Raw genomic sequence first — 22,700 nt, 5'->3', positions numbered from 1 at the left:
CCGGGGCTTTCTTTTTCAAGGTGTTCTGCAATCAGAATGTACGCTGAAGACGGAACGTGCCGTAGATCTCGGAGGTATCGCTCAAGCCGGATGCGCTGTTGAAGTCGACATTCCGGTACTGCAGTTCCGGACCCATGATGAAGCCGGAAACAGGTTCCCAAACGATGTTGCCGGTCGCATCCCACTGAGTGAAGTCGTATGCGCTCGTGCCGCCATCGACATTATGGTAGCCACCTTCGAGGTTTGCCTGGATGGTGTTGGTGAGACCCAGGTTGATGCCGCCGAAGACGTTCCAGGTCTTGGTTGTCTTGGTGCTGCTGCCGGTCCAGACAGCATCGGTGATGCGGCTGTCCCAACCGGTGGAGCCATAGGCGCTTGCGCCGTCGGTGTAGACGGCCTGCAATGCAACGCTGCCGCCATTGGCAAGCCCGCCGAAGAGGAATTCGACGCCGCCACCAATTGCCCAACCGAGTTCGTCCTCGGAGCCGCCGGTTACGCCGTTATAGGTCGCGTTCGGATACACCTGATGGATGGCACCCATGAGCTGTGCTTCACCCCAACCCTGGTTCACGCCAAGAGCAGCCACGAAATCCGGCATGCGGGTGCCGCCATACGACTGCGTCCCGTTGTTGAGACCCAGGCTCGTTTCACGTCCCGAGCGGTCTTCAACTGCAACGGTGGCATTGAAACCGTTGCCGAATGCGAAGGTATATGCGGCCTGTTCGAGGGTGGCGTCGCTGTAGCTCTCGATCTGAGCGTTGTAGGAGTAGCCGGTGAAGAAGTCGAAGTTTGAGCTGTTGCGGCCGGCCAGCAAGCCACCCCACTGGATGTATGCCTTGTCCATTGTGAACGACGTGTTGTCGTCATTCGTTGCCGTACCATACATTTCGATGAAGCTGCGCAGCGTGCCGAATTCGGTCGCCGTGCGCGCATCGAGGTATAGGTATCCACGAGCTCGCCACTGGTAGCCGTCTGAGTCCCGGTCACCCCAGGCATTCGGCGCGTCACCGAAATTGCGAACACGGAATTCCGTACGCACCCGGCCGCCAACGCGAAGGCAGGTTTCGGTACCTGGAAGGTAATAGAAACGCGCGCCATAAGCGTCGCAGATGCGAACGTAATCGACGGGCTCGGGCGCTACCGGCAAGTCAGCGGCTTGAGCCGGGTTGGCGGCGGCGACGAAACCGGCAAGTGCCCCGAGAACAGCAAAACGAGTCATTTGATACTCCGAAAATGCGTAAATACCCCCTTGATCAATATGCAGGTGTTCACCGCAAATTTGGATATCAAAAACAATCCTGAATTGCTCTTGCAGCGCATTTCGCGCAGAATGTTGCGTTTGTGCCACGCAGTATTTTTCCGGATGCCGGAGCCGTCCCGGTCGATCTGAACGCCATGGATTGAAACGGTTTATCGCTTCGCTTGGAAGAAAGACTTCAACAGCTGGGCAGCGCGGCTTTCTCCGAAACCGGAGTAGACCTCTGGAGCGTGATGACAGGTGGCCTGGCCGAAGAAGCGCACGCCATGGTCCACGGCACCTCCCTTTTCGTCACCGGCTCCATAGTAGAGGCGGCGAATGCGAGCAAAGGAAACGGCAGCAGAACACATCGGGCAAGGTTCCAATGTCACGTAAAGATCGCATTCCGGCAGACGTTGGGAGCCGAGTTTCTCGCAAGCTGTTCGGATCACCAGGACTTCCGCATGGGCGGTCGGATCGTTCAGTTCCAGGGTCCTGTTGCCATCGCGAGCCAGAACTTCGCCATCTCTGACCACAACAGCGCCCACAGGAACCTCGCCACGCCTGGCAGCCTTCTCGGCTTCCTCAAAGGCGAGATCCATGAACGACTTCCGTCTTTTGTCTTCTGGAGGCAATGTCATTGATTTCAGTACGTTGATAAGTTTGATCCGCGTTGTCACCGTAACAATTACGGCCCGTTTTCCGGCGGGCAAAATAGACGTTAAACGTCAGCTATGCATTCACAAATGGGCGCCTTTGCAGAAAATGGTGGCAACAAGCGATTCCCGAAACGGTCTGGCTCTGCTATGACGCGCTCATGACGACAAGAAAAACACCCTCCAAGCGCCCCGGTCCCTCAAGAGACCGGAGAGGCGACAATCGCGCATCGGATAAGCGGCGCGCAGCGCCGAAGGGCGCCCGTAAGGCAGGTCCGAAGACTGCCGAGAAATCTGCCCCGAAGGCAGCGCCCGCAGCGCGCGTTTCCGACGCGACGGCTGACCGCGGCGAGCGGATCGCCAAGGTAATGGCGCGTGCCGGACTGTGCTCCCGCCGGGAAGCGGAAACATGGGTGGAGAACGGCCGCGTCGAGCTGAATGGCAAGGTGCTGACGACGCCCGCCATAACCGTGACGCCGAATGACAAGGTGCTGGTTGACGGCAAACCGCTGCCGACACGCGAACGCACGCGGTTGTGGCTCTATCACAAGCCGCGCGGCCTGGTGACCACGAACAAGGATCCTGAAGGCAGACCAACGGTTTTTGACAGATTGCCGGACGAACTGCCCCGGGTGCTGACGGTGGGGCGACTGGACATCAACACCGAAGGCCTGTTGCTGCTCACCAATGACGGCGGCCTGGCGCGTGTTCTCGAACTGCCTTCCACCGGCTGGTTGCGCCGTTATCGTGTTCGTGCCTTCGGCAAGGTGACCCAGGCGGATCTCGACGGCTTGCAGGAAGGCGTTGCCATTGAGGGCGTTCTTTACGGCGCGATCGAAGCAACGCTCGACAAGGAACAGGGCGACAATGTCTGGATGACGGTCGGTCTGCGGGAAGGCAAGAACCGTGAGGTCAAGCGTGTCCTGGAACACCTGGGGTTGGCGGTGAACCGTCTGATCCGTGTGTCCTATGGCCCGTTCCAGCTGATGGATTTGCCGGAAAACGACGTGCGCGAAATTCGCGGCAGAGTTCTGCGCGACCAGCTTGGTGAAGCCCTTGCGGAAGAAGCCGGTGCGGATTTTGACGCTCCGATCTTCCATCAACCCAAACAGGAGGAGGAAAAGAAATCTTCCACCTCCAAGCGCGGTGGCAAGCCGGGCAATCGGGAAGGTGGCCAGGGCAAATGGCTGACAGCCCGGGAAGGAAAATCGGAAACCGACCGACGCAAGGCGGCAAAATCCGATCGCTCGGATGAGAAGAAGGGCAAGCGCAAGAACTCCGGCCCCAGACGGGAAAAGGTCTCGCCGCGCTCCCAATTCCGGATGACCTCCGAACCCAGGTTGCGCAAGGACTACGGCGAGGAAGCACCAGCACCGCGGAAACGCCGGATCTGGGGCGAAGACGGCCTGATGGACGACAAGCAGCAGGAAAACCGCAACGCGCGCGACCGCAAAGATCGTGGCGGTCCGCCAAGGGGTGGTCGTGGTCCACGCGGTGGTGACCGTTCGTGAGAATTGTTGCCGGACGCTTCAAGGGGGCGGCTTTGGCCGCTCCTAAATCGCAGGGAACACGGCCGACGAGTGACCGGCTGCGCGAAACGATTTTCAACATCCTCGCGCATGGTCTGGACGTTGATCTGGATGGTCTCAGGGTGCTGGACCTGTTCGCAGGAACCGGGGCGCTTGGCTTTGAAGCGGTCAGTCGCGGGGCGCGTCACTGCACCTTCATAGAAGAAGGTGCCGAGGCACGCGGCGTCATCCGGCGCAATATGGAAACGCTCGGATTGAATGGTGCGGCAAAGATCTTCCGAAGAGATGCAACCCGCCTTGGAGCGTCAGGAACGATTGAGGCATTCGATCTGGTGCTTGCTGATCCTCCCTATGGCAAGGGGTTGGGTGAAAAGGCGCTTTCGTCTGCTGCATCGGGCGAGTGGCTCAAACCCGGAGCAATCTGCATTCTGGAAGAACGCGCCTCTTCTGAAATCGAAGTGCCTGATGGATTTGACGAACTCGACCGGCGTCAGACTGGCGATAGCCAGGTGGTCTTCTTCAGGTTTGATCCGGCAAACTGACCGGGCGCGTTATGCACCGCCTGGCATCATGATGTAAGCGGTCTTCTTGAGCGGCAGGCTGGAACGGCTGACCACCAGTTTGGGTGTCTCTGCCTGTACAATCTCATACCCTGCTTCGCTTGCGCGGCCCAGAAATGCCTGAAGGGCACCGGAGAAGTGAAAGTGCATTGGAATGACCAATGCCGGTCCGATGCTGTCAAGAACATCCATGAGGCTGTCCAGACGCAAGGTCGTCGAATTGTCGATCGCTGCAAAGACGACATCAATCTGGCCGAGCCGGGTCAGGTCCTCCTGGGTAAGCCGGTGGTGTAGGTGCCCGAGATGGGCAATGCACAGGTCGCCCACCTCGAAGATGAAAATGGAATTGCCCAGTCTGCGGGTTTCTCCATCCCAGCCGCGAATGTTGGTCTGAATGTTTCGGACGTGAACGTCTTCTACCGTCAGGTCGTGATCAATTGGTCCGCCTTGCGGGTTCCAACCATAAAGCAGGTGTTCGATTTCCGGATCGGGATTAACTGAATAGTGGGTGCTATGTGCCCCGTTCATCGTCGCGACCGTCGGCGGCAGGAACGGGCGGACACTGTCATTGTAGTCGGTTGCTATGCGCACACCCTTGGGTGTTTCGATCTCAAATGTCGAGTGCCCGATGTAGCGGATCTGCACTTCACCTGCTGCAAGGGCTGCTTGCCAGACGCGTGCTTCACCCGGAGCAGACTTGTAGGGTGCATCGGCAACAAGTTGACAGATGGCGAATGCCGGGGAAGTGAAAACCGACAGGATCGCGATCCACATGACGGCAAGTGCCAGAAAATCGGTTCGAAGACTGGATTTGAAGAAACGTCGTTTTGCCAAAACATTTTGATCCATGGCACCCGGTCCCTGTTCTCATCGCATGAGGTTAAGTGTAGAGGGATGAAGACCCACGGCAAGCAGCTTCATCTTTTGCTCTGCGTGAAAGATGCAAATGGCAGGGCCGGTCAAGAAAATGGCAACCGGCTCGCGCAGCGGATCTGCGAAGGCGGTTGCCAAAGGTGGGGGCGGGTGGGAGGAAGAACCAGCCCCGAAGTGAACCAATTAAACCAGGTGGAGGCTTACGGGAGCCTTTCCACCCTTTGTGAGAGTGTCCGATGATCCATCGGGGGCATTGCCTGCGCGCATTGCTTCTGCATGGATCAGCTCGCCGGCATATCCGGCTTCCATCGACAGGCTTTGGGGATTGCAAAGGGCCGCAAGAGAAAGTCCAAGCCGGCGCAAATGCGAACGCTTGTAGCAATAGACCGCGAGCGCGGCGCGTTGGCTCTCACTGAGTTGGCTGCTTACTTCCGACACCGCATTGAACGTCGCGCTGAGCAGTCGTTCCAGATGATCGTCCGAAACAGGACAGGTTTCCATGTCAATCGAGTCCGATAGCCCCATCGGTCTTCTCCTTAAAATCAAGGAAAAGTATTTAGGGAATTTATTAATGCATTATTAAGCTCAAGAAAGCGTGAAGTAAGCGGGAGTGGCATAGTTAAAAGTGCCCATGCTGAAATTAAGTAAGCTCCTTTGATTTCACGAGAACAGCTAACAGCTGTTCTTTGGTTGACTCCCTTAAGGACTCCGCCTGGTTCAAGATCCGTTCCGCCTTCATGAAATCAAGGACGCGGATCGTGTCGTGTGGAGGGCGGACCAGAATATCCGGCTGATCAACTTTGAGCTTCTGGGTGGTGATTGTCTGCATGAGGATCTGCGAGGACCCGAACAGGGAATCCAGCATATTGATGTCTTCGCGTTCCTTGCGGGGGACCGGGGCGCCGACCACGTCGACGGCGATGACGATGTCACAACAATCGCGAAGACCGTCGAAGGGAAGGGGATTGACCACACCGCCGTCGATCAGGAAACGATCGCCGTGCCGAACCGGTCGGAAGAGGGCCGGGATTGCGATGGAAGCAGCAACGGCCGGCAGGAGAGGGCCTGCTTCGAAGTCCACTTCCTGGCATCCGTAAAAATCGGTTGCCAGCAATCGTAGGGGGATTTCCAGGTCCTCGAAACGGTTGGGTAGATATTCCGCAATGAAGACTTCCAGCACCCGCAATGGATCGAACTGTACCGGACCTGAGCGGAACATGTCGGCAAATCGCTTCGGCCGGAGTTGCCACAGTCGGGATAGAACGCTGTTGTTGTCGGCGAAGATTTCCAGAACGATCTCGCGGATCTCCTCGCCGCTGCGGCCGCTGGCGTAAGCGGCTCCAAATATGGCGCCGATCGAGGTTCCGGCGATTTTCGTCGGTTTCAGGCCGAGATCATCCAGTGCTTCCAGAACGGGAATATGCGCAAGTCCCCGCGCTCCGCCGCCGCCGAGAGCCAATCCAATGCGAGGCGCCGAAGTTGTTTCAGGGGTCATCTGAGTTGCATCCCGTTGGACTTACACATTTTGGAAGATGGGGGCCGAAAGACCTTTTGCCAAGCGTCAGGGTGACGCGGAGTGCGGCCTATCGGGAGATGGATGCTGCGCAGATGCTTGCCGAGGCCGCCTAAAGGACGAAGTAGAGATCATCTGCGGATTCAGACATCCAGTCCGTAGCCTGATCGAATGTCATCGGTTTCGAGACGAGGTACCCCTGAACGGAGAAATCTCCCATCATCCTCAAACGATCGTACTGGGCTTCGGTTTCCACGCCTTCACACACGATGCCGATGTTAAGCGAGCGGGCAAGGTGAATGAGTTGATTGACCACCGCTTCCTTCTTGGGGTCATCCAGCATTTGCTTTGTGAAGGAACGGTCAATCTTCAGCCCGTTGATCGGCAGGTCAGCGACATGGGTCAGGGATGCGTATCCGGTGCCGAAATCATCCAACTCGATATGCACGCCGAGTTCGTAAAGCTCCCTGAGAGTTGTCAGATGACCGGAAGCATTGTCGTTCAGGAATACCGATTCCAGAACTTCTGCGGTGATTCTATCCGGGCCGATATCGTATTTCTTCATTCCGGCCTTGAAATGCTCGACCAGCATTCCGGAGGCCAGATGCGACGGCGAAATGTTCACCGAAACACGGCCGAACTCGAGACCGGCATCCAGCCATTGTCTGGCGGCCGCCAGTGATTTGTCGATGACGAGCTCACCGATGAGCGGTGCAAGATTGGATTTTTCTACAACTGGCAGGAAATCGCCGGGGGCAACAATGCCCTTGTCGGGATGATCCCAGCGAATGAGGGCCTCGATCCCGGTCACGGTCTGGGAACGCAGGTTCACTTGCGGCTGGAACACCAGGAAGAACTGATCATTCTTGATCGCTTGATTGAGCTCACGTTCCACCCGGGCTTCGGTCTCGCTGTCAGCCCTCATGTCCGGCTTGTAGAATGTCAGGCGGTCCTTGCCGTTTTCCTTGGACTGGTAAAGGGCCAGATCCGCATTCACCAGCAAGGTGTCAAAGTCGGACGCATCTTCCGGGCACAGGGCAATGCCCATGCTGACGGTGGGCCAGAACCGGTTTCCACTGAACTCCATCGGCATGCGCATGAGGCGGCGTGCGCGCTCACAGAGTTCATTCGGATCAGAGTTATGACTGTCGGCGATGATGACAAACTCGTCGCCACCCCAACGGTAGGGAGTGCCAAGGCCCCTGGCCACTTCCCGAAGCCTGCGGCCGGTTTCCTCAAGACAGTGGTCACCGGCAAGATGGCCAAGCGTATCATTGACCCGCTTGAAATTGTCCATGTCGACATGGACGAGGAAGGCTGGCTTTTCCGGGCGGGAGAACCGCTCTTTTGCATCACGCTGGCAGCCAGCGCGATTGGACAGTTTCGTGAGTGAATCGAAATAGGCAAGGCGCTCGGCGCGCACCTTGGCCTCGCGGGTTTCTGTCTCCCGTTGCACGCGCTCGGAAACATCGTTGGCGATGGCGACAAAGAGACTGCGGTCGTGATCCTTCAACAGCTGCACCTGCAAATCGACAGGATATTCGCTGCCGTCCTTGCGCCGATGAAGGCTTTCAACGGTCAGGCTGTCCCTTTTTCCGGTGAGCAACGGTTTGACGTTTCGCTGGACCTTCTCCTGGTCGTAGACCGGGTTGATGTCCCAGATCCTGTGTGCCTTCAGTTCATCGATGCTGTATCCAAGGTTTTTGAGCGCACACTTGTTTGCATACTCGATCTGGAAGGTTTCGGCATTCAGGATGTAGATCTCGTTCAGAGAGGATTCCAGAATATTGGCGAGCAGTTGGCTCTGTCGTTCGGCCTTGAAGCGATCGGTGATGTCGTGGATGGTGCCGATGACCTTCTGGGCCTTCCCATCGGGACCCGACAAAACGTAACCGCGAACATGCAGATATCGCAGGGTATCGTTGTCGAGCATCAGGGAATGTTCGAAATCAAACTCCCCGCAACGATCGATGGCATTCTGGACCATCATCTTGGTCGCCTGCAGTTCATGCGCAGGGATTTGGGTGTAGACCTTTTCAATGATTTCGCTCGACGAGAGATCCGGAGACAGATCCATGATCCGGAAGTACTCTTCCGTGCATTGCACCTCGTTTGTTTCAATGTCGCGTTCCCAGCTGCCGACGCTGGCAATACGCTGGGCTTCGAGCAATTGAACCGCGTTATGCTCCAGCTTCTTCGTGTACTCGACAACTTCCGCTTCCAGGCGCTCGCGCCGCAGCTGCACCGAGGATTGCAGCCTGGCCAGAAGACGCCGAATGACAAGCCACGAAAGAGAGGCCAGTCCAAAACCGGCAATTAACGAGAACAGGGTTCCCTGAAGGAAAGCCCAGACATTTTCCGTGATATTCTTGACGAGGACCAGCTTGATCTGCTGGTCTCTTTTGCCGCTGAGGATCGGCAGATCCCGGATCATGAAGACCTTGCCGTTCTGCAGATAGAACCTGTTCAGCTCTTCAATGCCGGCAGTCTTGGTGTTCAGGGCATCAAACTTGAACCCTGCGGAAGAAAGCTCGCCGATGACCTTGTATCTGTTGCCCCCCGAATTCAGGGCGTCGGTGTCGGTGATTTCGCAGATCTTGACGATCTGTGCGTTCACCGCGGAGCTCGCAAGCGCAAGTGAGCGCTCGATGTCGATCGAAAGCTTCAGGTAGCCGAGTAGCTGGCCTTCCGCGAACCAGGGCCGCAAAACGCTCAGAACAACCTTGTTGTTCTCATCAAGTTCGATGCCGTTTGATTTGCTGAATAGGCTGGCAGGCAGGTCTGCCTGGTGGGCCGGGTCGGACAGACTGGAGACGATGGAGCCCTTCGCCCGGTAGAGCAGGTTCTGGTTCGCTGAGTAGATCGCGAACTCGGAAATATCGAGGGCGCCGGACTTCTTGGCAAAAACGCTGTCCGCAACTTTCCTGATCTGTGAAAGGTCCCCACGCCGGATTGCGCCTTGCAGTGTCGCGTTGTCGCTGATGTTGTCTGCGACCTGGTCGAGCGTTTCGGAGCCCAGAGCACTTTGCTGCATGAGCAATCGTTCAGCGGTACCGGCAATCAGGTTCTGAGGTTCATTCAGGTTCCTGTATTCGGAGACAATGTTCTGGACGGTAAGAACGAACACGGTCAGGAACAGGAAGGATAGAAAAACCATGCGGAGCGGTTTTTCAAATTGGGTATCGTCGGCGCGCCATCGATTGAGGGCACGGTCCAGGAAGGTGTCAAGACGGGTGAGGCGCAGTTTGCCCCTCCTCAGACGCCCTTTTTCTCCTAGATCATTCTTGCCCACACTTCGCACCCATGCCCCGGCAGCTGACGCTGCTTTCCAACCGGCAAGGACAGTTGAAATTGCGTGTCTCGGCATCCGATGATGGAAAACGACTGCAAACCTGCCTTTGCCAGTTTTCTCAATAACTTGAAATTCTTAAATTGTGTTGAATGGCTTTCTTAAGGGGCATTAAGATTAAAGAATTCTCAAGCTCGGACCAGGGCAATTATCTTGATGAATTTTTTGCTTTTTGGAGCAAACGCAACATTTCAATTTAAGAATACTTCAAAGGTGAATTCTTCAAGGACCAAAAAAGCTCAACAGGGCTTCCCCGGTGGCTTCCGGTGCTTCTTCAGGTAGAAAATGGCCGCATTCCAGTGCTTTGCCGCTGACGTCGTCACACCAATTGCGCCAGACCGCCAGCGGATCATCGACGCTGGTCGCAATGCCTTTGTTTCCCCACAGGGCAAGGAGAGGGACACTGATCCTGTTTCCGGCGTCCAGATCGGCCTTGTCGTGTTCATAGTCAATGGTTGCGCCCGCACGATAATCCTCGCACGTTGCCGCAATCCGCGCAGGATCACCGAACCAACTCCGGTTGTGTGCAAGGGCTCCCTCGGAAAAGCAATCAAGGTTTTTAAGGCCGGTCCAGCTTGCCAGCGTGTGTTCCAGAAAACTCGTTGCTGAAGCTGCAATAAGAGTCTCAGGATACGGGGCCGGTTGGGCCAGAAACATCCAGTGGTAGATCTTCAGGCCGAAAGTCCGGTCCAGTCGGTCCCAATAGTCTGACGTCGGCATGATATCGAGGACAGCCAGTCGCTTGATCGCTTCGGGATGATCGAGTGCGAGCCGATATCCGACCCGTCCGCCGCGGTCGTGCCCGGCAAGGTAAAAGCTGGTGTGCCCAAGCTGCCGCATCAGTTCGACCATGGAGTCGGCCATGGCTTTCTTCGAGTATGCCCGGTGATCTGAGCTCAAGGCGGGAATGGATGACCTGCCATATCCAGGCAGGTCCGGCATGATCAGCGTGAAATGTTTCGCCAGTCCTGGGGCAATCTTGTGCCAGATCTCGTTGGATTGCGGATAACCATGCAGAAGCAGGAGAGCGGGGCCTGTGCCGCCGATCCGGCAAAACAGTTGAACATCGCCAGTGTCAATCGTGACACTGTCAAACCCTGGATAAAGATCCGGCAATGCCTCTTTCAATCCCACCTCCCGCTCGCGTTCCAACTCGCAGAACACTTGGTTAGCAAATTGTGGAGGCATTCCCAATTGGGCAAAAGAAGAAGAGGATCAGCTGTCGTCCTCGCGCGCGATTGCCCTCCAGCCGATATCGCTTCGGCAAAACCCTTCAGGCCAGTCAATTTCACCGACCGCTTCATAGGCCGTCGTTCTTGCCTGGCCGACATTTTTTCCAAGCGCAGTCACGTTCAATACGCGGCCGCCATTGGCCAGAACACGCGCATTGTCGCTCTTTGTTCCCGCGTGAAAGACTTCCAGGGTTTCCGTGCTCAGCGGATCAAGGCCATTGATTTCACTTCCCTTTTCATAGCTGCCCGGATAGCCGTTTGCGGCCATGACCACGGTAAGCGCAGCTTCCGGCCGCCAGGATGCAGACACTTGGTCCAGCGTGCCATCGACACTTGCCTCCAGGAGTTCCAACAGATCGCTTTGCAATCGCATCATCAACACCTGACATTCCGGGTCACCAAAACGCGTGTTGTACTCAATCAGTTTCGGGCCGTCTTTCGTAATCATCAGGCCGGCATAAAGAACGCCCTTGAAAGGGGTTCCCCGTTTGGCAAGCGTATCGATCGTCGGTTCGATGACCCTCTTCATGACATCCGCAACAAGAGCATCGGTCATCACCGGGGCAGGCGAATAGGCCCCCATGCCACCGGTGTTGGGACCTTCGTCTCCGTCAAAAGCCCGTTTGTGATCCTGGGCGGTTGCGAGTGCAAGAGCGTTTGCGCCATCGGAAAGCACGAAGAAGCTTGCCTCTTCACCTTCAAGAAACTCTTCGATAACGACTTCAGCGCCAGCTTCTCCAAACGACCCATCGAAACAGGCGGCAACAGCGTCTTCCGCTTCCGCCTGGGTCATCGCGACAACGACACCCTTGCCGGCGGCCAGACCGTCGGCCTTGACGACGATGGGTGCGCCTTTTTCGCGAACGTAGCCGAGTGCCTCATCCTTGTTGGTAAACCGGCCATAGCCGGCAGTCGGAATATTGGCTTCGTCGCAGACACCCTTGGTGAAGGCCTTGGAGCCTTCCAGCTGGGCAGCCGCCTTTGTCGGGCCGAACGCCTTGATCCCGGCAGCATCCAGATCATCGACCAGACCGGCAACCAGCGGCGCTTCCGGACCGACGACCACCAGATCAATGTCAATTGCACCACAAAATGCGATCACCGCCTCATGGTCGGTAACATCCAGGTCGCAGAGTTCGGCCACCTTCGCGATCCCGGCGTTGCCCGGAGCGGCGTAAAGCTTGGTCAATTTCGGGGATTTCGCCAAGGCCCAGGCAAGTGCGTGTTCGCGGCCACCGGATCCGATAAGGAGAAGATTCATGAATTGCCAGTCTCTTGAAGAAAGTTGACGCAATGCAGCCAGCTTCCGGCCATGTCCGCAAGCAAGCCATGATGGCGGCGGTCTATCACGGTGATCCCGTGGCCGCAATTGGGTGAACGGGCTGCTGTCCGTTTCTCGCTGTTTTCCAGCTTGTTCAGCCGCCCACCGTCACGCGGCAGTAAAGGATGTTATCCTTTTGAAGATCCGGCCCCCAGATCAGTTTGGCTGCCTTGTCCCACGCAATCCGGTCATATCCGTCCTTTGGACGCACGTCGTGAGCGGTGTGAACGCTTGCCTTGGGCCAGGAGCTGTCATCAAACGATGGAGCCGTCCAGTTACTCGGCACCTCAGCGAGGGACTGCGCGCAGTTGGTCATCGAAACGTCGGGATTGCGCTCACGTTCGCAGGAAGTGTCCGCCGGTGCGGATTGAACGGTGATGCATCGCCAGTCTGAGCCAGTGGCCGCCAGTAACTTGCCGCTCGCCAGGTCTGTGAACTGGGCGATTGCACCGCCATCTCCCATCTGCTGGCGCCGGGTTCCTATATATTCAAGTCCGGTTTCATCCTCCATGAAATCGCGAAATTCGAAGGCGATGGTCATTGGGAAATCGGTATTGAATTCAAAGCGTTCAGCATTGAAGGAGCGCTCAGTCCTGATCGAGACGCTGTCCTCAAGCAAGGGCTTTCCATTGATGTAAAGCTTGAACCAGTTGTCCACCCAGACTTCGCCGAGCACGGCATGGGCCCCTTGTGTGTCGATCTTGCTTTCGTTCAGGTCTTGTCCTTTGCCACCGGGCGGTGGTGGAGGCTTTTGGGCGAATGAAGCAGCCGGAGCGGCCGAAAATCCAATGGCAATTGCAAGAAGAAATGCAGTTACGTGTTTTGGGGAGAAATACACATTCTGCTCCTGTCCAGGCCCGCGACACCGGCACTATGGCCATTTGCAGGATGAAATTCATCTTAATTGTCGGTAGAAGAACCACGAAAGGGCGACGCAGGAGCGCCAGGATAGAGTTCGGGCAGGCAGTTAGATGTTTTTTTCCACCAAGGATACAGGACCGGTTGCTGATGCGGTCAAACGGCACTGGGTCGACACCCGGCTGCCCGCCAGCTTGCGCCCCTATGCCCGATTGGCCCGCTGGGAGCGTCCCATTGGCTGGTGGCTCTTGCTGTGGCCGTGTTGGTGGTCCGCGGCTCTGGCCGCGGTGGCCGCGGGCAACGGTTGGCCGAACCCCTGGCATCTTGTCCTGTTTTTCATCGGCGCCGTGGCAATGCGCGGGGCAGGATGCACTTACAATGATATTGTGGATGTCGACATCGATGCCAAAGTCGAGCGGACACGTTCGAGGCCCATTCCGGCCGGACAGGTAACGAAGTTCCAGGCGAAGGTTTTTCTGCTCCTCCAGGCGTTGGTTGGCCTGGTCGTTCTGCTGCAGTTCAACACCTTCACCATTGCTTTGGGCGTCGTCTCGTTGTTGCCGGTTGCCATCTACCCATTCATGAAGCGTTTCACCAATTGGCCACAGTTGTTTCTGGGTTTCGCTTTTTCCTGGGGCGCTCTCATGGGGTGGGCAGCTGAGTTCGGTTCATTGTCGTGGTCACCGATCCTTCTTTATGTCGGCGGGATCTGCTGGACCATCGGCTACGACACGATTTATGCGCATCAAGACAAGGAAGACGATGCACTGGTCGGGGTAAAATCAACCGCGCGCCTGTTCGGCGACCGCACCAAACCGGCGCTCATCCTGCTCTACAGCGCGGCAACGATCCTGTTCACGGTCTCAGCGACCTTGGCCGATGCAGGCCCTGCGGCCTTCGCCGGGATATTCCTGGGTATCATCCATCTGGGCTGGCAGGTGATTGTTCTTGATATTGACGACGGCGATCAGTGTCTCAAGCTGTTCCGGTCGAACACGGCCTACGGCTGGATCCTGTTTGCAGGATTTGTGCTGGACGCTTTGATATCCGGGTAGCGGTTTGCCGCATTTTCCGGTTTTTCGTGCTCACGCGTGAGCAAGCTCTTGACCCGCATCTGACTGGCGGGCGGGACCAGCGGCTCCGGTGTCGTGGGACCGGATGCGGTCCCGGCCATCCTGCTTGGCCGCATAAAGCAGCTTGTCTGCGGCTATGAGAGCCTGTTCCACCGGAAACGTGTTGCCTTCATAGGAGAACACACCGGCGCTGAATGTAACCGGACTGCCGGACTTCGTCATGCCGGACGTTTCCCGGTTGAAACCGGCGCGTATTCTGTCCAGGAGCGCATTTGCCTGCTTGGGCTGCGTGTCGGACAGGTAGAGTGCGAATTCCTCACCACCCAATCGGGAGGCCACTGCTTGCGGTGGCAGAACCTTCCGGCAGGTGTCGCCGAAAACCGCAAGCACCGCGTCGCCGAAGATGTGCCCATGCGTGTCGTTGATGGATTTGAAATGATCGATATCGATCATCACCAGGACATTTTGATTGGTCTTAGAAGCTGTTGCCTGTTTGAAGAAGGCCTTGCGGCTGAGCAGGCCCGTGAGATCGTCGGTCTGGGCTCTTTGCCGGAAGTGGTGCAGTTCGACTTCGAAAATCAGTCCGAAGGAAAGCATCAGGACAATGCAGAACATCAGCGTGCTCACAAAGTAAAAGGTCGCAAATACCGGATGCGACAGAGCTTCCTGAATGGTGCTGATATTGGCGCTGTAGATCATCAGCGAAAAGACGATATGAGTGACGCCGTAAAGTATCGCTATTGCAGTGATGAAGTAGGGAATGAACAGCCTGTTCCGGTTGCTGAAAATGCCGGCATAGGCAATCTGGAAGATGATTGCCGCAACAATCAGGTTGGCTGATGCCGCCCTGGTGCTGTAGTGCCCGTAAACGACCGGAACGAAACACAGTCCGAGCCAGATGGCCGGAGCGAAGAGAACCGGAAACAGTCGTGCTCTACCGGACAATGTCTTTGAGAGCGCAAATCCGTAAAACCCCAACCCCAGGAAAAGACATACATTTCCGCCGGCAATGCTGATGGGAAGCGGCACGATGCCACGAAAGGCAATCAGCAGGATGCCAATTCCGCACAGTGCGAAACACAGGACCCAGGCCATCATCGCGGCTGCGCTGGTTTCGAAATGCCTGAACATGGTCAACCAGACCAGCAAAAGCAAAACGGCGCCAACGCATGCCAAGGCAGCCACGGTGATCATGTATTGGGGCTCCTTCCCGGCAGGAGGGCGGAAGTTGACCGCCTCGACACTTGAGCTCAGGAAAGAAAATTTAGGTTAAAAGTCTGTTTAGAGGGTAAACCTGACTGATTATCTTGCCGCAATCAGGTCCGCGCGATGATCTCACGTTCGTTTGCGAAGTTTCCTGGCTCACAGATGCGCGCTCCTGGTGCGCGTCTGTTCAGGAACCTGGGACGACGCCCCGTCAAAAGGCGCAACTTCCGGCGAGGGGCCGGATTTGCGGAGGGAACGGCGCTGAAAGCTTCGATCGGCTTGACCTTGCCACCGAGATCACAAACCAGCATGGGCAGGTTGAGGGTTTGCGCCCACCGGCTCCAGAGCACGGCGAGATCGTCGGATTTTTCGGTTTCCGCCAGTGTGATGGAAAGCGCGCTGTCCGGGTGTTTCAGGATCAGTGCGGCGACAATCTCACCCGGAGCATCTCCGGGAACAATTCTCACCATAACCCCGTCAAATCCACTTGCCGGAACGACAACGGTGACGGGAACGCCCGCAACCCGGCGTTTGATAACGACCTTGTCGCGATCGAGAAAAATGTCTGCAGGAAGAGAGGGGGTGCCGGGTCTGGATTCGAGTCGTTGCTCGAAGCTGACCGGCAGGCAACCGGGGTGAGGCATCGATTGAGTGCCCGTCCCGGTTGCCATCTGCTCCTGTATTTCTGTTTGACGTCTCAATTGACTCTCCGTCGGACCTTTTGGTCTCTTGATGCCCTTCAAGGTAACGGAGAAAAGTCGTGAACCACTTAAGAGATACGGTTAAAAAACTGTGATTTTAAAGAGGGTTACCGGAGTGTAAGCACGTCGGTAACACACCATTCACAACTGTGGCGAAAAGAGGGGGGCTATCCTGATCAACCGATACTGCGGCACTTGCATTGAAACTGCCTGTCACCAAATCGGGTCAGGCGGTTGCAGCTGACCGGCGCTGGGCGTAAACAACTGCACAACAGACCTTTCAAGGCGGTACACATGTCTGAACTGATTGATCAAAGCGAATTGCAGTCACGCGCGGCGCGGCTAGTCGAAGCTGCACGAAAAGCCGGAGCCGATGCTTGCGATGCCATTGCTGTTACTGGTGTTTCTCTTGGCGTGGAAGTCAGGGAAGCCAAGGTCGAGGAGACAGAACGCGCCGAAGGTGATGACGTCACGCTCAGGGTCTTTGTCGGCAAGCGCACGGCAGCGGTATCGGCCAATCAGCTGGATGATGCCGATGGTCTGGCCGAACGTGCGGTTGCCATGGCAAAGGTTGCGCCGGAAGATCCATATGCCGGTCTCGCGGACGAAGACCTGCTGGTCAAGAAATTGCCCCAATTGGAGCTGCTCGACGACAAGGAATTGACCGCCGAGAACCTGACCGGCATGGCGCTGGAAGTTGAGGCGGCGGGGCTTGCGGTCGATGGCGTTAGCAAATCCGGTGGGGCGAGCGCATCCTGGCGGCTTGCCGGGATCGTTCTGGCAACCAGCCACGGCTTTCAAGGCTCCTATCTTTCTTCACGCTATGGCATGTCCATGACAGCTGTTGCCGGTGAGGGAACGCAGATGGAGCGAGATTACGATTTCGACAGCCGCACATACTTTGAAGACCTCGAAGATCCCTCGGAAATCGGTCGTCGGGCCGGAGAACGCGCGGTGCGTCGCCTCAATCCCCAAAAGCTGACGACCCGGACCGCCAATGTCATTTATGAATCACGTGCGGCACGCAGCATACTTGGCCACCTGACGGGCGCAATCAATGGCGCTTCGATCGCACGCAAGACCAGTTTCTTGAAAGACCGGATGGGTGAAGCGATTTTCGCTCCCGGCATCCAGGTTGTTGACGATCCGTTCAAGAGGCGTGGTGCTGCCACCCGTCCGTTCGACGGCGAGGGTACTCGCGCGGATGTTCTCAACATGGTTGAGGACGGTGTGCTGCAACATTGGTTCCTGGATGGTGCCTCAGCGCGCGAACTGGGATTGACGCCCAACGGACGCGCGCACAGAAGCGGCAGCGGTACATCGCCGGGCGCGACCAACATCACGCTGATGCCGGGTGAAAAGTCTCTTGAGCAGATGATGGCCGAAGCCGGTAGTGGGTTGCTCGTGACGGATCTCATCGGTCATGGAGTGAATGGCCTCACCGGCGATTACTCCCGCGGTGCGGCCGGCTTCTGGTTTGAAAACGGGAATATTGTTGAACCGGTCAGTGAAATAACCATCGCTGGGAATTTGAACGACATGTTCAAGCGACTGGTGCCGGGAAGTGATCTCGACAATCGCTACTCGTCCGCGACACCGTCGGTCCTTATCGAAGGAATGGCGCTTGCCGGAAGCTGATAAAGACACCCCTGGCGAAGGTGTGAAGCAGGATCTGCAATTGCTGGAAGCTTCGGCACGCGAAGCCGGCGCACTTGCGCTGGGATACTTTGGCCGGGACCCGGAAACATGGTTCAAGGGCAAAGGGTCTCCGGTGTCGGAAGCCGACCTGGCGGTCGACAAGTTCCTAGCTGAAAAACTGCGGACCGCCCGCCCGAACTATGGCTGGCTTTCCGAAGAGACGGCGGATGACCGGGCGCGCCTGAATTGCCGACGTGTCTTCATCGTCGACCCGATCGACGGAACCAGGGCATTTCTTGCTGGTGGCGATGAATGGACGGTTTCGGTTGCCGTTGTGGAAGATGGCCGGCCTGTTGCCGGTGCGGTTTTTTGTCCCCGACGGGAGGAGATGTTCGTCGCTTCGTCCGGGGGAGGGGCCTGGCTTAACGGGCATCCGATTTCCGTCTCCGATAAGGCCGAGGTTGCAGGGGCAACCCTTACCGGGCCCCATTCGATTGTGGCAAACAAGGATGTCGTCGCCGCAGGGTTCGAAGGAACCGACATTCTTCGATCGCTTGCATACAGGCTGACCGTGGTCGCGGCCGGGCGCATTGACGTTGGAACCGCACGGGGAGGTCCCAGCGATTGGGATCTTGCAGCCGCGGATCTTTTGGTGCAGGAAGCGGGCGGCAAATTGACTGATCTGTCCGGCCGGAACCTGATCTACAATCGAGCCAGGACCGGGCACCCCGCCTTGATCGCAGCCTCCGCGCAATTGATCGGGCCGGCACGTGCCGTGCTTGACGAACTGATCAGATAAACGGCTGGTGAAGTATCGATAGAGAGTGAGGATACTCATGAGTGAAACCGACGCCCCGAAACAGCTTCTTCACCTGGTGTTTGGTGGTGAGCTGGAGTCCCCGGAGGGATTGACGTTCCGGGATCTGGACGCACTCGATATTGTTGGTATTTATCCGAACTATGCCGAAGCGTACAAGGCTTGGAAAGCCAAGGCGCAAGCAACCGTCGACAATGCGCATATGCGTTACTTCATCGTGCATATGCACCGTTTGCTTGACCCGGAAACGGCCGCCTAGGCAACGAAACATTTCAGGCTACAAGAAAAATGATCAAACGCCTTGGTCGCCAGCCCTGGGTTTTGTCCGCAGTGGGCACCGTGCTCGCCGGCTATCTGAAACTGGTGTATTTCACCAACCGCTTCGTTGTGGAGCCCGCAGGGGTCCACGATGAGAGGGAAGAAGACTTGCCGGTGATCGTTGCCATGTGGCACGGCCAGCATTTTATGGTTCCCTTCGCCAAGCCGAAGCACTGGCCTGCAAAGGTCATGATTTCCCGGTCCGCTGATGGTGAAGTCAATGCAATTGCCGCACGCAAACTTGGTCTGGGGCTCATTCGCGCGTCCGGTGGCAAAAATGCGCGCCAGATCAAGAAGCGCGGCGGCATGCGTGGTTTCATCGAGGCACTCAAGACCCTAAGAGACGGTGAAAGCGTTGCCATGACTGCGGACGTGCCCAAAGGACCGGCGCGCAAGTCAGGCGTTGGGATCGTTCAGTTGGCAAAACACTCGGGCCGTCCGATCCTTCCGGTCGCCGTTGCCACCAGCCGAAGCATTGAACTCAACAGCTGGGACAAGGCCAGTGTGAACTTGCCTTTCGGCCGCGGAAGCATCGCGGTTGGCGACCTGATCTGGGTCCCGGGTGAAACGGAAGAAGACGCGCTGGAAGACTACAGGCAACAGGTTGAAGACGGTCTGAACACCGCAACGAAACGGGCCTATGAGTTGGTCGGCAGATCGGATGGCTGACCGGCGGCCACTTCTGATCAGTTTATACAGAGGCCTTGCCCGGGCCCTCACTCCGATTTTCAATGTGCTTTTCTGGTCGCGCAGCCGGAAAGGCAAGGAAATCGCTTCGCGAAAAGGCGAGCGGTTCGGTCATGCCGGAATGGCGCGGCCTTCCGGGCATCTGGTCTGGATCCACGCCGCAAGTGTCGGCGAAACCATGTCGATCCTGCCCGTCATCGATGCGCTTGCGCGGAATGGGAACAGCGTTCTTTTGACAACGGTCACCGTAACTTCGGCGGAACTTGCCGAGAGCCGATTGCCGGAAGGCGCGATCCATCAGTTTGTTCCCTATGACGCCCCGGGGTCTCTTGGCCGGTTTCTCGACCATTGGAAACCGGATCTGGCGATGGTGGTCGAGTCGGAAATCTGGCCCTGCCTGTTCGATGAAATTCATGACCGCAAGATCCCTTTCGTTCTCCTGAATGGACGATTGTCGGATGGGTCTCACCGAAATTGGGCTCGGTTGGCAAGCGTATCGAAATACCTCTTCAACTGCCTGGATCTGGTTCTTGCACAAAGTGAAGCGGATGCGGCCCGTTTCCGGAGGCTTGGTTGCAGAAATGTGGAAACGCCGGGAAATCTGAAGTTTGATGCGGAAAGGCCTGGTGCGGACGCAACGGCTCTGTCTGCATTGAGGGCCCAAATCGGTGAACGTCCGGTTTGGCTCGCAGCACTCACCCATCCGGGAGAAGAAGAAATTGCGCTTCAGGCTCATGAAGCTCTGAAAACAGAATTTCCAAAGCTGATGCTGGTTCTGGTCCCAAGACATCCGGCTCGAGCGGACGAAATCAGCACGCTTATCGAAGAAAGGGAACTGAAGGTTGCTTCCCGCACGGCGGGCGATGATATTCTGGCGGCGACAGACGTTTATCTGGGCGACACGCTTGGTGAGATGGGGCTTTATTACGGCTTGGCGCCAGTGACTTTCCTGGGTGGTTCATTCAGCGACGTTGGCGGTCACAATCCTGTTGAGGCGGCTTTGTCCGGATCGGCACTCGTTACCGGGCCGAAAGTTGCCAACGCACGCGCGGTTTACAAGGATTTCTTTAGCAGTGGTGCCGCCATCAAGGTCGAAGATCCCGGAAACCTTGCCAAAGCCATCGCAGGACTTCTTGGGTCTCCCGCGCAGATAGCGGATCAATCTGCCAAAGCCAGGGCACTGGTGGAAGGTAGCCGGGGGGCACTGGAAAAAACTCTGCGGTTGTTACAACCTTATCTGACAGTCGAAGACAGGGATCGGATGCCGGAGGCGCCCAATGAGCAAGGCTCCTGACTTCTGGTGGAAGAAAGGTTGGTCCGGTGCAGCTATCACGCTGTCACCGGTGGGGTGGCTCTATGGCCTGATATCCGGGCGCAGGATGCAGACCAGAGCCAAGGGCAGCAGCAAGCTTCCGGTAATTTGCATTGGTAATTTTGTTGTCGGTGGAACCGGAAAGACACCATTCGCCATTGAGTTGGCGCATCGCCTGCGTGAAGAAGGCTACAAGCCCGGTTTCTTGTTGAGAGGGTATGGAGGTCGCAGCAAAGGTCCGCTGCTGGTCGTCCCGGATATGCACAATGCCCGTCAGGTTGGTGATGAGGCATTGCTGCTGGCACGGCACGGACCCACCATTGTCTCGGCCGACCGCCCGGCAGGTGCGAAATTCGCTGAACTCCATGAGATTGACATTCTGCTGATGGATGACGGTTTCCAGAACCCGGCGCTGGAAAAGGACTTGAGCATTGTTCTTGTCGACTGTGCTGTCGGCTTCGGCAACGGGCTGTGCTTTCCGGCGGGACCGTTGAGAGCACCTGCCAGTCAGCAGATCCTCAAGACGGATTGCCTCGTGCTTGTAGGTGAAGGCAGTGGCGCGGAAAACGCGGTTCACCTTGCGGGGCGACGGGGATTGCCCGTTCTGCATGCGCATTTGCGTCCGCAGCCGAATGAAGACCTCGAAGAGCGCAGGTTATTTGCATTCGCTGGTATCGGACGCCCGAAGAAATTCTTCAACTCATTGAAGGAACTTGGCTACGAGATTGCAAAGACTCGTGAATTTTCCGATCACCACCGCTATGCGGAGAAGGACGTTCAATCTCTTTTGACCGAAGCGGAAAAGGACGACCTTCAGCTGGTCACGACGTCCAAGGATATGGCCCGCCTGTCCACCTCGGATGGCGAACTTTTCCGCTGGATTACCGCCAGCACGGCAATCCTGGACGTGCGAATGGATATAGACGACGAAGATCGGCTAATTGCTTTGATCAGGGAAAAAGTCAGGAAGCTGAAGTCGACCGCCTGAAATCGACAGACCCAAGCCACAGGATGGTCTGCGCTAGCGGGTTTCCATATAGCGTTTCATGGAAGCCTTTGCATCGACATAGGCCTCCTGGCGCTCGACGGACCAATACTTCAATTCATCAAGCGGTATGGCCGTACCCGTAACCGCACAGCGTACGAAGGTGCCCGGTGTTTCCACCTGATAATCGCCGTCCAGATAACGGACACGGGCTTCGCTTGGGATTCGCGGATTTTCGTAGCGGTTCATGGTCACCGGATTGGATGAGTTGTCGTTGTTGTTCCGAAACTGTCTTTTACGGCAGATTGCGTCTGCCGGGCAAGTCATTGTGTGACGCTCCAGAGGCAATTCTCAGAACATCGGCGATGAACGCGGGTCTCTGCCAATGAGGTAGCGACACTTCGACATCACGACCGCCCAGTCCGGAAGCCCCTGTTTGACACGGTACATTTCGGCTTCCCGGTCCTGTCGACAGGCTTCAATGTCTGCCCAGCGTTTGGTGTTTGCCGACATGTCCTCACAAATCAACAGATCGGGCTGACACGCCACCAGATGCATGGCAACGAGTACGGATTTCATTTCGCGTGATCGCGTTTTGGAGCGTTGCTGTCGGCAGATCTCTGAAAATCCACCACAACCACATTGTCGTCGCTCTGTCCGCAAAGCGCTGGAGGACCAGAAACGGATCCAGTCCTGGCAATGGCTTGCAAAAGGAGAGGGTGGAGGCCGTCACCGCGTTTGGCCGCCATTGAATGAAAGGATGACAGGGTCGTGCCGGCAACGGGATCTTGTGACTTGAACATGCGCACAAATCCTTCTTAGCCGCCAGGAAACG

23 protein-coding genes are annotated in these 22,700 nt (G+C 56.8%); 9 read left to right on the top strand and 14 right to left on the bottom strand.

Going from position 1 to position 22,700, the window contains the following annotated elements; genetic code table 11:
* Nucleotides 1-31 precede the first annotated feature (31 nt).
* Together ABLO27_RS09260 and ABLO27_RS09255 are read right to left on the bottom strand one after the other, a co-directional pair.
* The gene (locus tag ABLO27_RS09260; RefSeq protein ID WP_353032262.1) at nt 32-1,219 is read right to left on the bottom strand and encodes a porin; all 1,188 of its coding nucleotides are present in this window, start codon (nt 1,217-1,219) and stop codon (nt 32-34) included.
* A 191-nt stretch (nt 1,220-1,410) separates the two neighbouring features.
* The gene (locus tag ABLO27_RS09255) at nt 1,411-1,878 is read right to left on the bottom strand and encodes a nucleoside deaminase (protein ID WP_353032260.1); all 468 of its coding nucleotides are present in this window, start codon (nt 1,876-1,878) and stop codon (nt 1,411-1,413) included.
* Nucleotides 1,879-2,054: 176 nt separating this feature from the next.
* Between ABLO27_RS09255 and ABLO27_RS09250 the strand changes: the two genes are divergently transcribed.
* Both ABLO27_RS09250 and rsmD read left to right on the top strand, forming a co-directional pair.
* Complete coding sequence (locus ABLO27_RS09250) at nt 2,055-3,404, top strand: pseudouridine synthase (RefSeq protein ID WP_417714762.1); 1,350 nt, start codon at nt 2,055-2,057, stop codon at nt 3,402-3,404.
* Nucleotides 3,401-3,964: a 16S rRNA (guanine(966)-N(2))-methyltransferase RsmD gene (gene rsmD, locus ABLO27_RS09245; RefSeq protein ID WP_353032258.1), complete on the top strand. Its 564-nt coding sequence runs from the start codon at nt 3,401-3,403 to the stop codon at nt 3,962-3,964. The genes ABLO27_RS09250 and rsmD overlap by 4 nt, the downstream gene beginning before the upstream one ends.
* Before the next feature lie 9 nt (nt 3,965-3,973).
* Here the strand turns inward: rsmD and ABLO27_RS09240 are convergent, their stop codons facing one another.
* The 7 genes from ABLO27_RS09240 to ABLO27_RS09210 form a co-directional block, all read right to left on the bottom strand.
* Nucleotides 3,974-4,831, bottom strand: a complete 858-nt coding sequence (locus ABLO27_RS09240; RefSeq protein WP_353032256.1) for an MBL fold metallo-hydrolase — start codon at nt 4,829-4,831, stop codon at nt 3,974-3,976.
* 207 nt (nt 4,832-5,038) lie between these two features.
* Nucleotides 5,039-5,380 (bottom strand): hypothetical protein, encoded by a 342-nt coding sequence (locus ABLO27_RS09235; protein ID WP_353032255.1) that lies wholly within the window; start codon nt 5,378-5,380, stop codon nt 5,039-5,041.
* A gap of 115 nt (nt 5,381-5,495) precedes the next feature.
* Nucleotides 5,496-6,350, bottom strand: coding sequence for a patatin-like phospholipase family protein (locus ABLO27_RS09230; RefSeq protein ID WP_353032253.1), 855 nt, complete (start codon nt 6,348-6,350; stop codon nt 5,496-5,498).
* 130 nt (nt 6,351-6,480) lie between these two features.
* Nucleotides 6,481-9,525 (bottom strand): sensor domain-containing protein, encoded by a 3,045-nt coding sequence (locus ABLO27_RS09225; RefSeq protein WP_353032251.1) that lies wholly within the window; start codon nt 9,523-9,525, stop codon nt 6,481-6,483.
* A gap of 414 nt (nt 9,526-9,939) precedes the next feature.
* Nucleotides 9,940-10,845 (bottom strand): alpha/beta fold hydrolase, encoded by a 906-nt coding sequence (locus tag ABLO27_RS09220; RefSeq protein WP_353032249.1) that lies wholly within the window; start codon nt 10,843-10,845, stop codon nt 9,940-9,942.
* A gap of 87 nt (nt 10,846-10,932) precedes the next feature.
* Nucleotides 10,933-12,210 carry a phosphoribosylamine--glycine ligase gene (gene purD / locus ABLO27_RS09215; protein ID WP_353032248.1) on the bottom strand — a complete coding sequence of 426 codons (1,278 nt, stop codon included), beginning with the start codon at nt 12,208-12,210 and terminating at the stop codon, nt 10,933-10,935.
* Nucleotides 12,211-12,364: 154 nt separating this feature from the next.
* Nucleotides 12,365-13,108, bottom strand: a complete 744-nt coding sequence (locus tag ABLO27_RS09210; RefSeq protein ID WP_353032247.1) for a PEBP family protein — start codon at nt 13,106-13,108, stop codon at nt 12,365-12,367.
* Between the two features lie 133 nt (nt 13,109-13,241).
* On the opposite strand from ABLO27_RS09210, the gene ubiA reads away from it, so the two are divergent.
* Entirely contained in the window at nt 13,242-14,183 is a 942-nt protein-coding gene (ubiA, locus tag ABLO27_RS09205) for a 4-hydroxybenzoate octaprenyltransferase (protein WP_353032245.1), read from the top strand.
* A 30-nt stretch (nt 14,184-14,213) separates the two neighbouring features.
* Here the strand turns inward: ubiA and ABLO27_RS09200 are convergent, their stop codons facing one another.
* Both ABLO27_RS09200 and ABLO27_RS09195 read right to left on the bottom strand, forming a co-directional pair.
* A complete protein-coding gene (locus tag ABLO27_RS09200) occupies nt 14,214-15,395 on the bottom strand; it encodes a GGDEF domain-containing protein (RefSeq protein WP_353032244.1) in 1,182 nt (393 codons plus the stop codon).
* 122 nt (nt 15,396-15,517) lie between these two features.
* On the bottom strand, nt 15,518-16,108 hold the full coding sequence (locus ABLO27_RS09195) for a DUF6101 family protein (protein WP_353032243.1): 591 nt from the start codon (nt 16,106-16,108) through the stop codon (nt 15,518-15,520).
* 294 nt (nt 16,109-16,402) lie between these two features.
* Here ABLO27_RS09195 and ABLO27_RS09190 point away from each other — a divergent pair, with 294 nt between their 5' ends.
* The 6 genes from ABLO27_RS09190 to lpxK are packed head-to-tail and all read left to right on the top strand — an operon-like array spanning nt 16,403 to nt 21,868.
* On the top strand, nt 16,403-17,746 hold the full coding sequence (locus tag ABLO27_RS09190; protein ID WP_353032242.1) for a TldD/PmbA family protein: 1,344 nt from the start codon (nt 16,403-16,405) through the stop codon (nt 17,744-17,746).
* Nucleotides 17,733-18,545 carry a 3'(2'),5'-bisphosphate nucleotidase CysQ gene (locus tag ABLO27_RS09185; RefSeq protein WP_353032241.1) on the top strand — a complete coding sequence of 271 codons (813 nt, stop codon included), beginning with the start codon at nt 17,733-17,735 and terminating at the stop codon, nt 18,543-18,545. The genes ABLO27_RS09190 and ABLO27_RS09185 overlap by 14 nt, the downstream gene beginning before the upstream one ends.
* A gap of 37 nt (nt 18,546-18,582) precedes the next feature.
* Nucleotides 18,583-18,822, top strand: coding sequence for a DUF4170 domain-containing protein (locus ABLO27_RS09180; protein WP_353032239.1), 240 nt, complete (start codon nt 18,583-18,585; stop codon nt 18,820-18,822).
* A 29-nt stretch (nt 18,823-18,851) separates the two neighbouring features.
* Nucleotides 18,852-19,550 (top strand): lysophospholipid acyltransferase family protein, encoded by a 699-nt coding sequence (locus tag ABLO27_RS09175; protein ID WP_353032238.1) that lies wholly within the window; start codon nt 18,852-18,854, stop codon nt 19,548-19,550.
* Nucleotides 19,543-20,862: a 3-deoxy-D-manno-octulosonic acid transferase gene (locus tag ABLO27_RS09170; RefSeq protein ID WP_353032237.1), complete on the top strand. Its 1,320-nt coding sequence runs from the start codon at nt 19,543-19,545 to the stop codon at nt 20,860-20,862. The genes ABLO27_RS09175 and ABLO27_RS09170 overlap by 8 nt, the downstream gene beginning before the upstream one ends.
* The gene (lpxK, locus tag ABLO27_RS09165) at nt 20,846-21,868 is read left to right on the top strand and encodes a tetraacyldisaccharide 4'-kinase (RefSeq protein ID WP_353032236.1); all 1,023 of its coding nucleotides are present in this window, start codon (nt 20,846-20,848) and stop codon (nt 21,866-21,868) included. Before ABLO27_RS09170 ends, lpxK begins: the two co-directional genes overlap by 17 nt.
* A 33-nt stretch (nt 21,869-21,901) precedes the next feature.
* On the opposite strand, the gene ABLO27_RS09160 is transcribed toward lpxK, so the two are convergent.
* The 3 genes from ABLO27_RS09160 to ABLO27_RS09150 form a co-directional block, all read right to left on the bottom strand.
* Nucleotides 21,902-22,114 (bottom strand): DUF2093 domain-containing protein, encoded by a 213-nt coding sequence (locus tag ABLO27_RS09160; protein ID WP_353033500.1) that lies wholly within the window; start codon nt 22,112-22,114, stop codon nt 21,902-21,904.
* Nucleotides 22,115-22,216: 102 nt separating this feature from the next.
* Complete coding sequence (locus ABLO27_RS09155; protein ID WP_353032235.1) at nt 22,217-22,444, bottom strand: hypothetical protein; 228 nt, start codon at nt 22,442-22,444, stop codon at nt 22,217-22,219.
* The gene (locus ABLO27_RS09150; protein ID WP_353032234.1) at nt 22,441-22,668 is read right to left on the bottom strand and encodes a hypothetical protein; all 228 of its coding nucleotides are present in this window, start codon (nt 22,666-22,668) and stop codon (nt 22,441-22,443) included. Before ABLO27_RS09150 ends, ABLO27_RS09155 begins: the two co-directional genes overlap by 4 nt.
* Between the last annotated feature and the right edge of the window lie 32 nt (nt 22,669-22,700).

This window comes from Roseibium sp. SCP15 (assembly GCF_040329435.1).
GTDB lineage: Bacteria > Pseudomonadota > Alphaproteobacteria > Rhizobiales > Stappiaceae > Roseibium.
The sequence above is the reverse complement of the archived record's forward strand: the minus strand, read 5'-3'. Positions and strand labels throughout refer to the sequence as shown.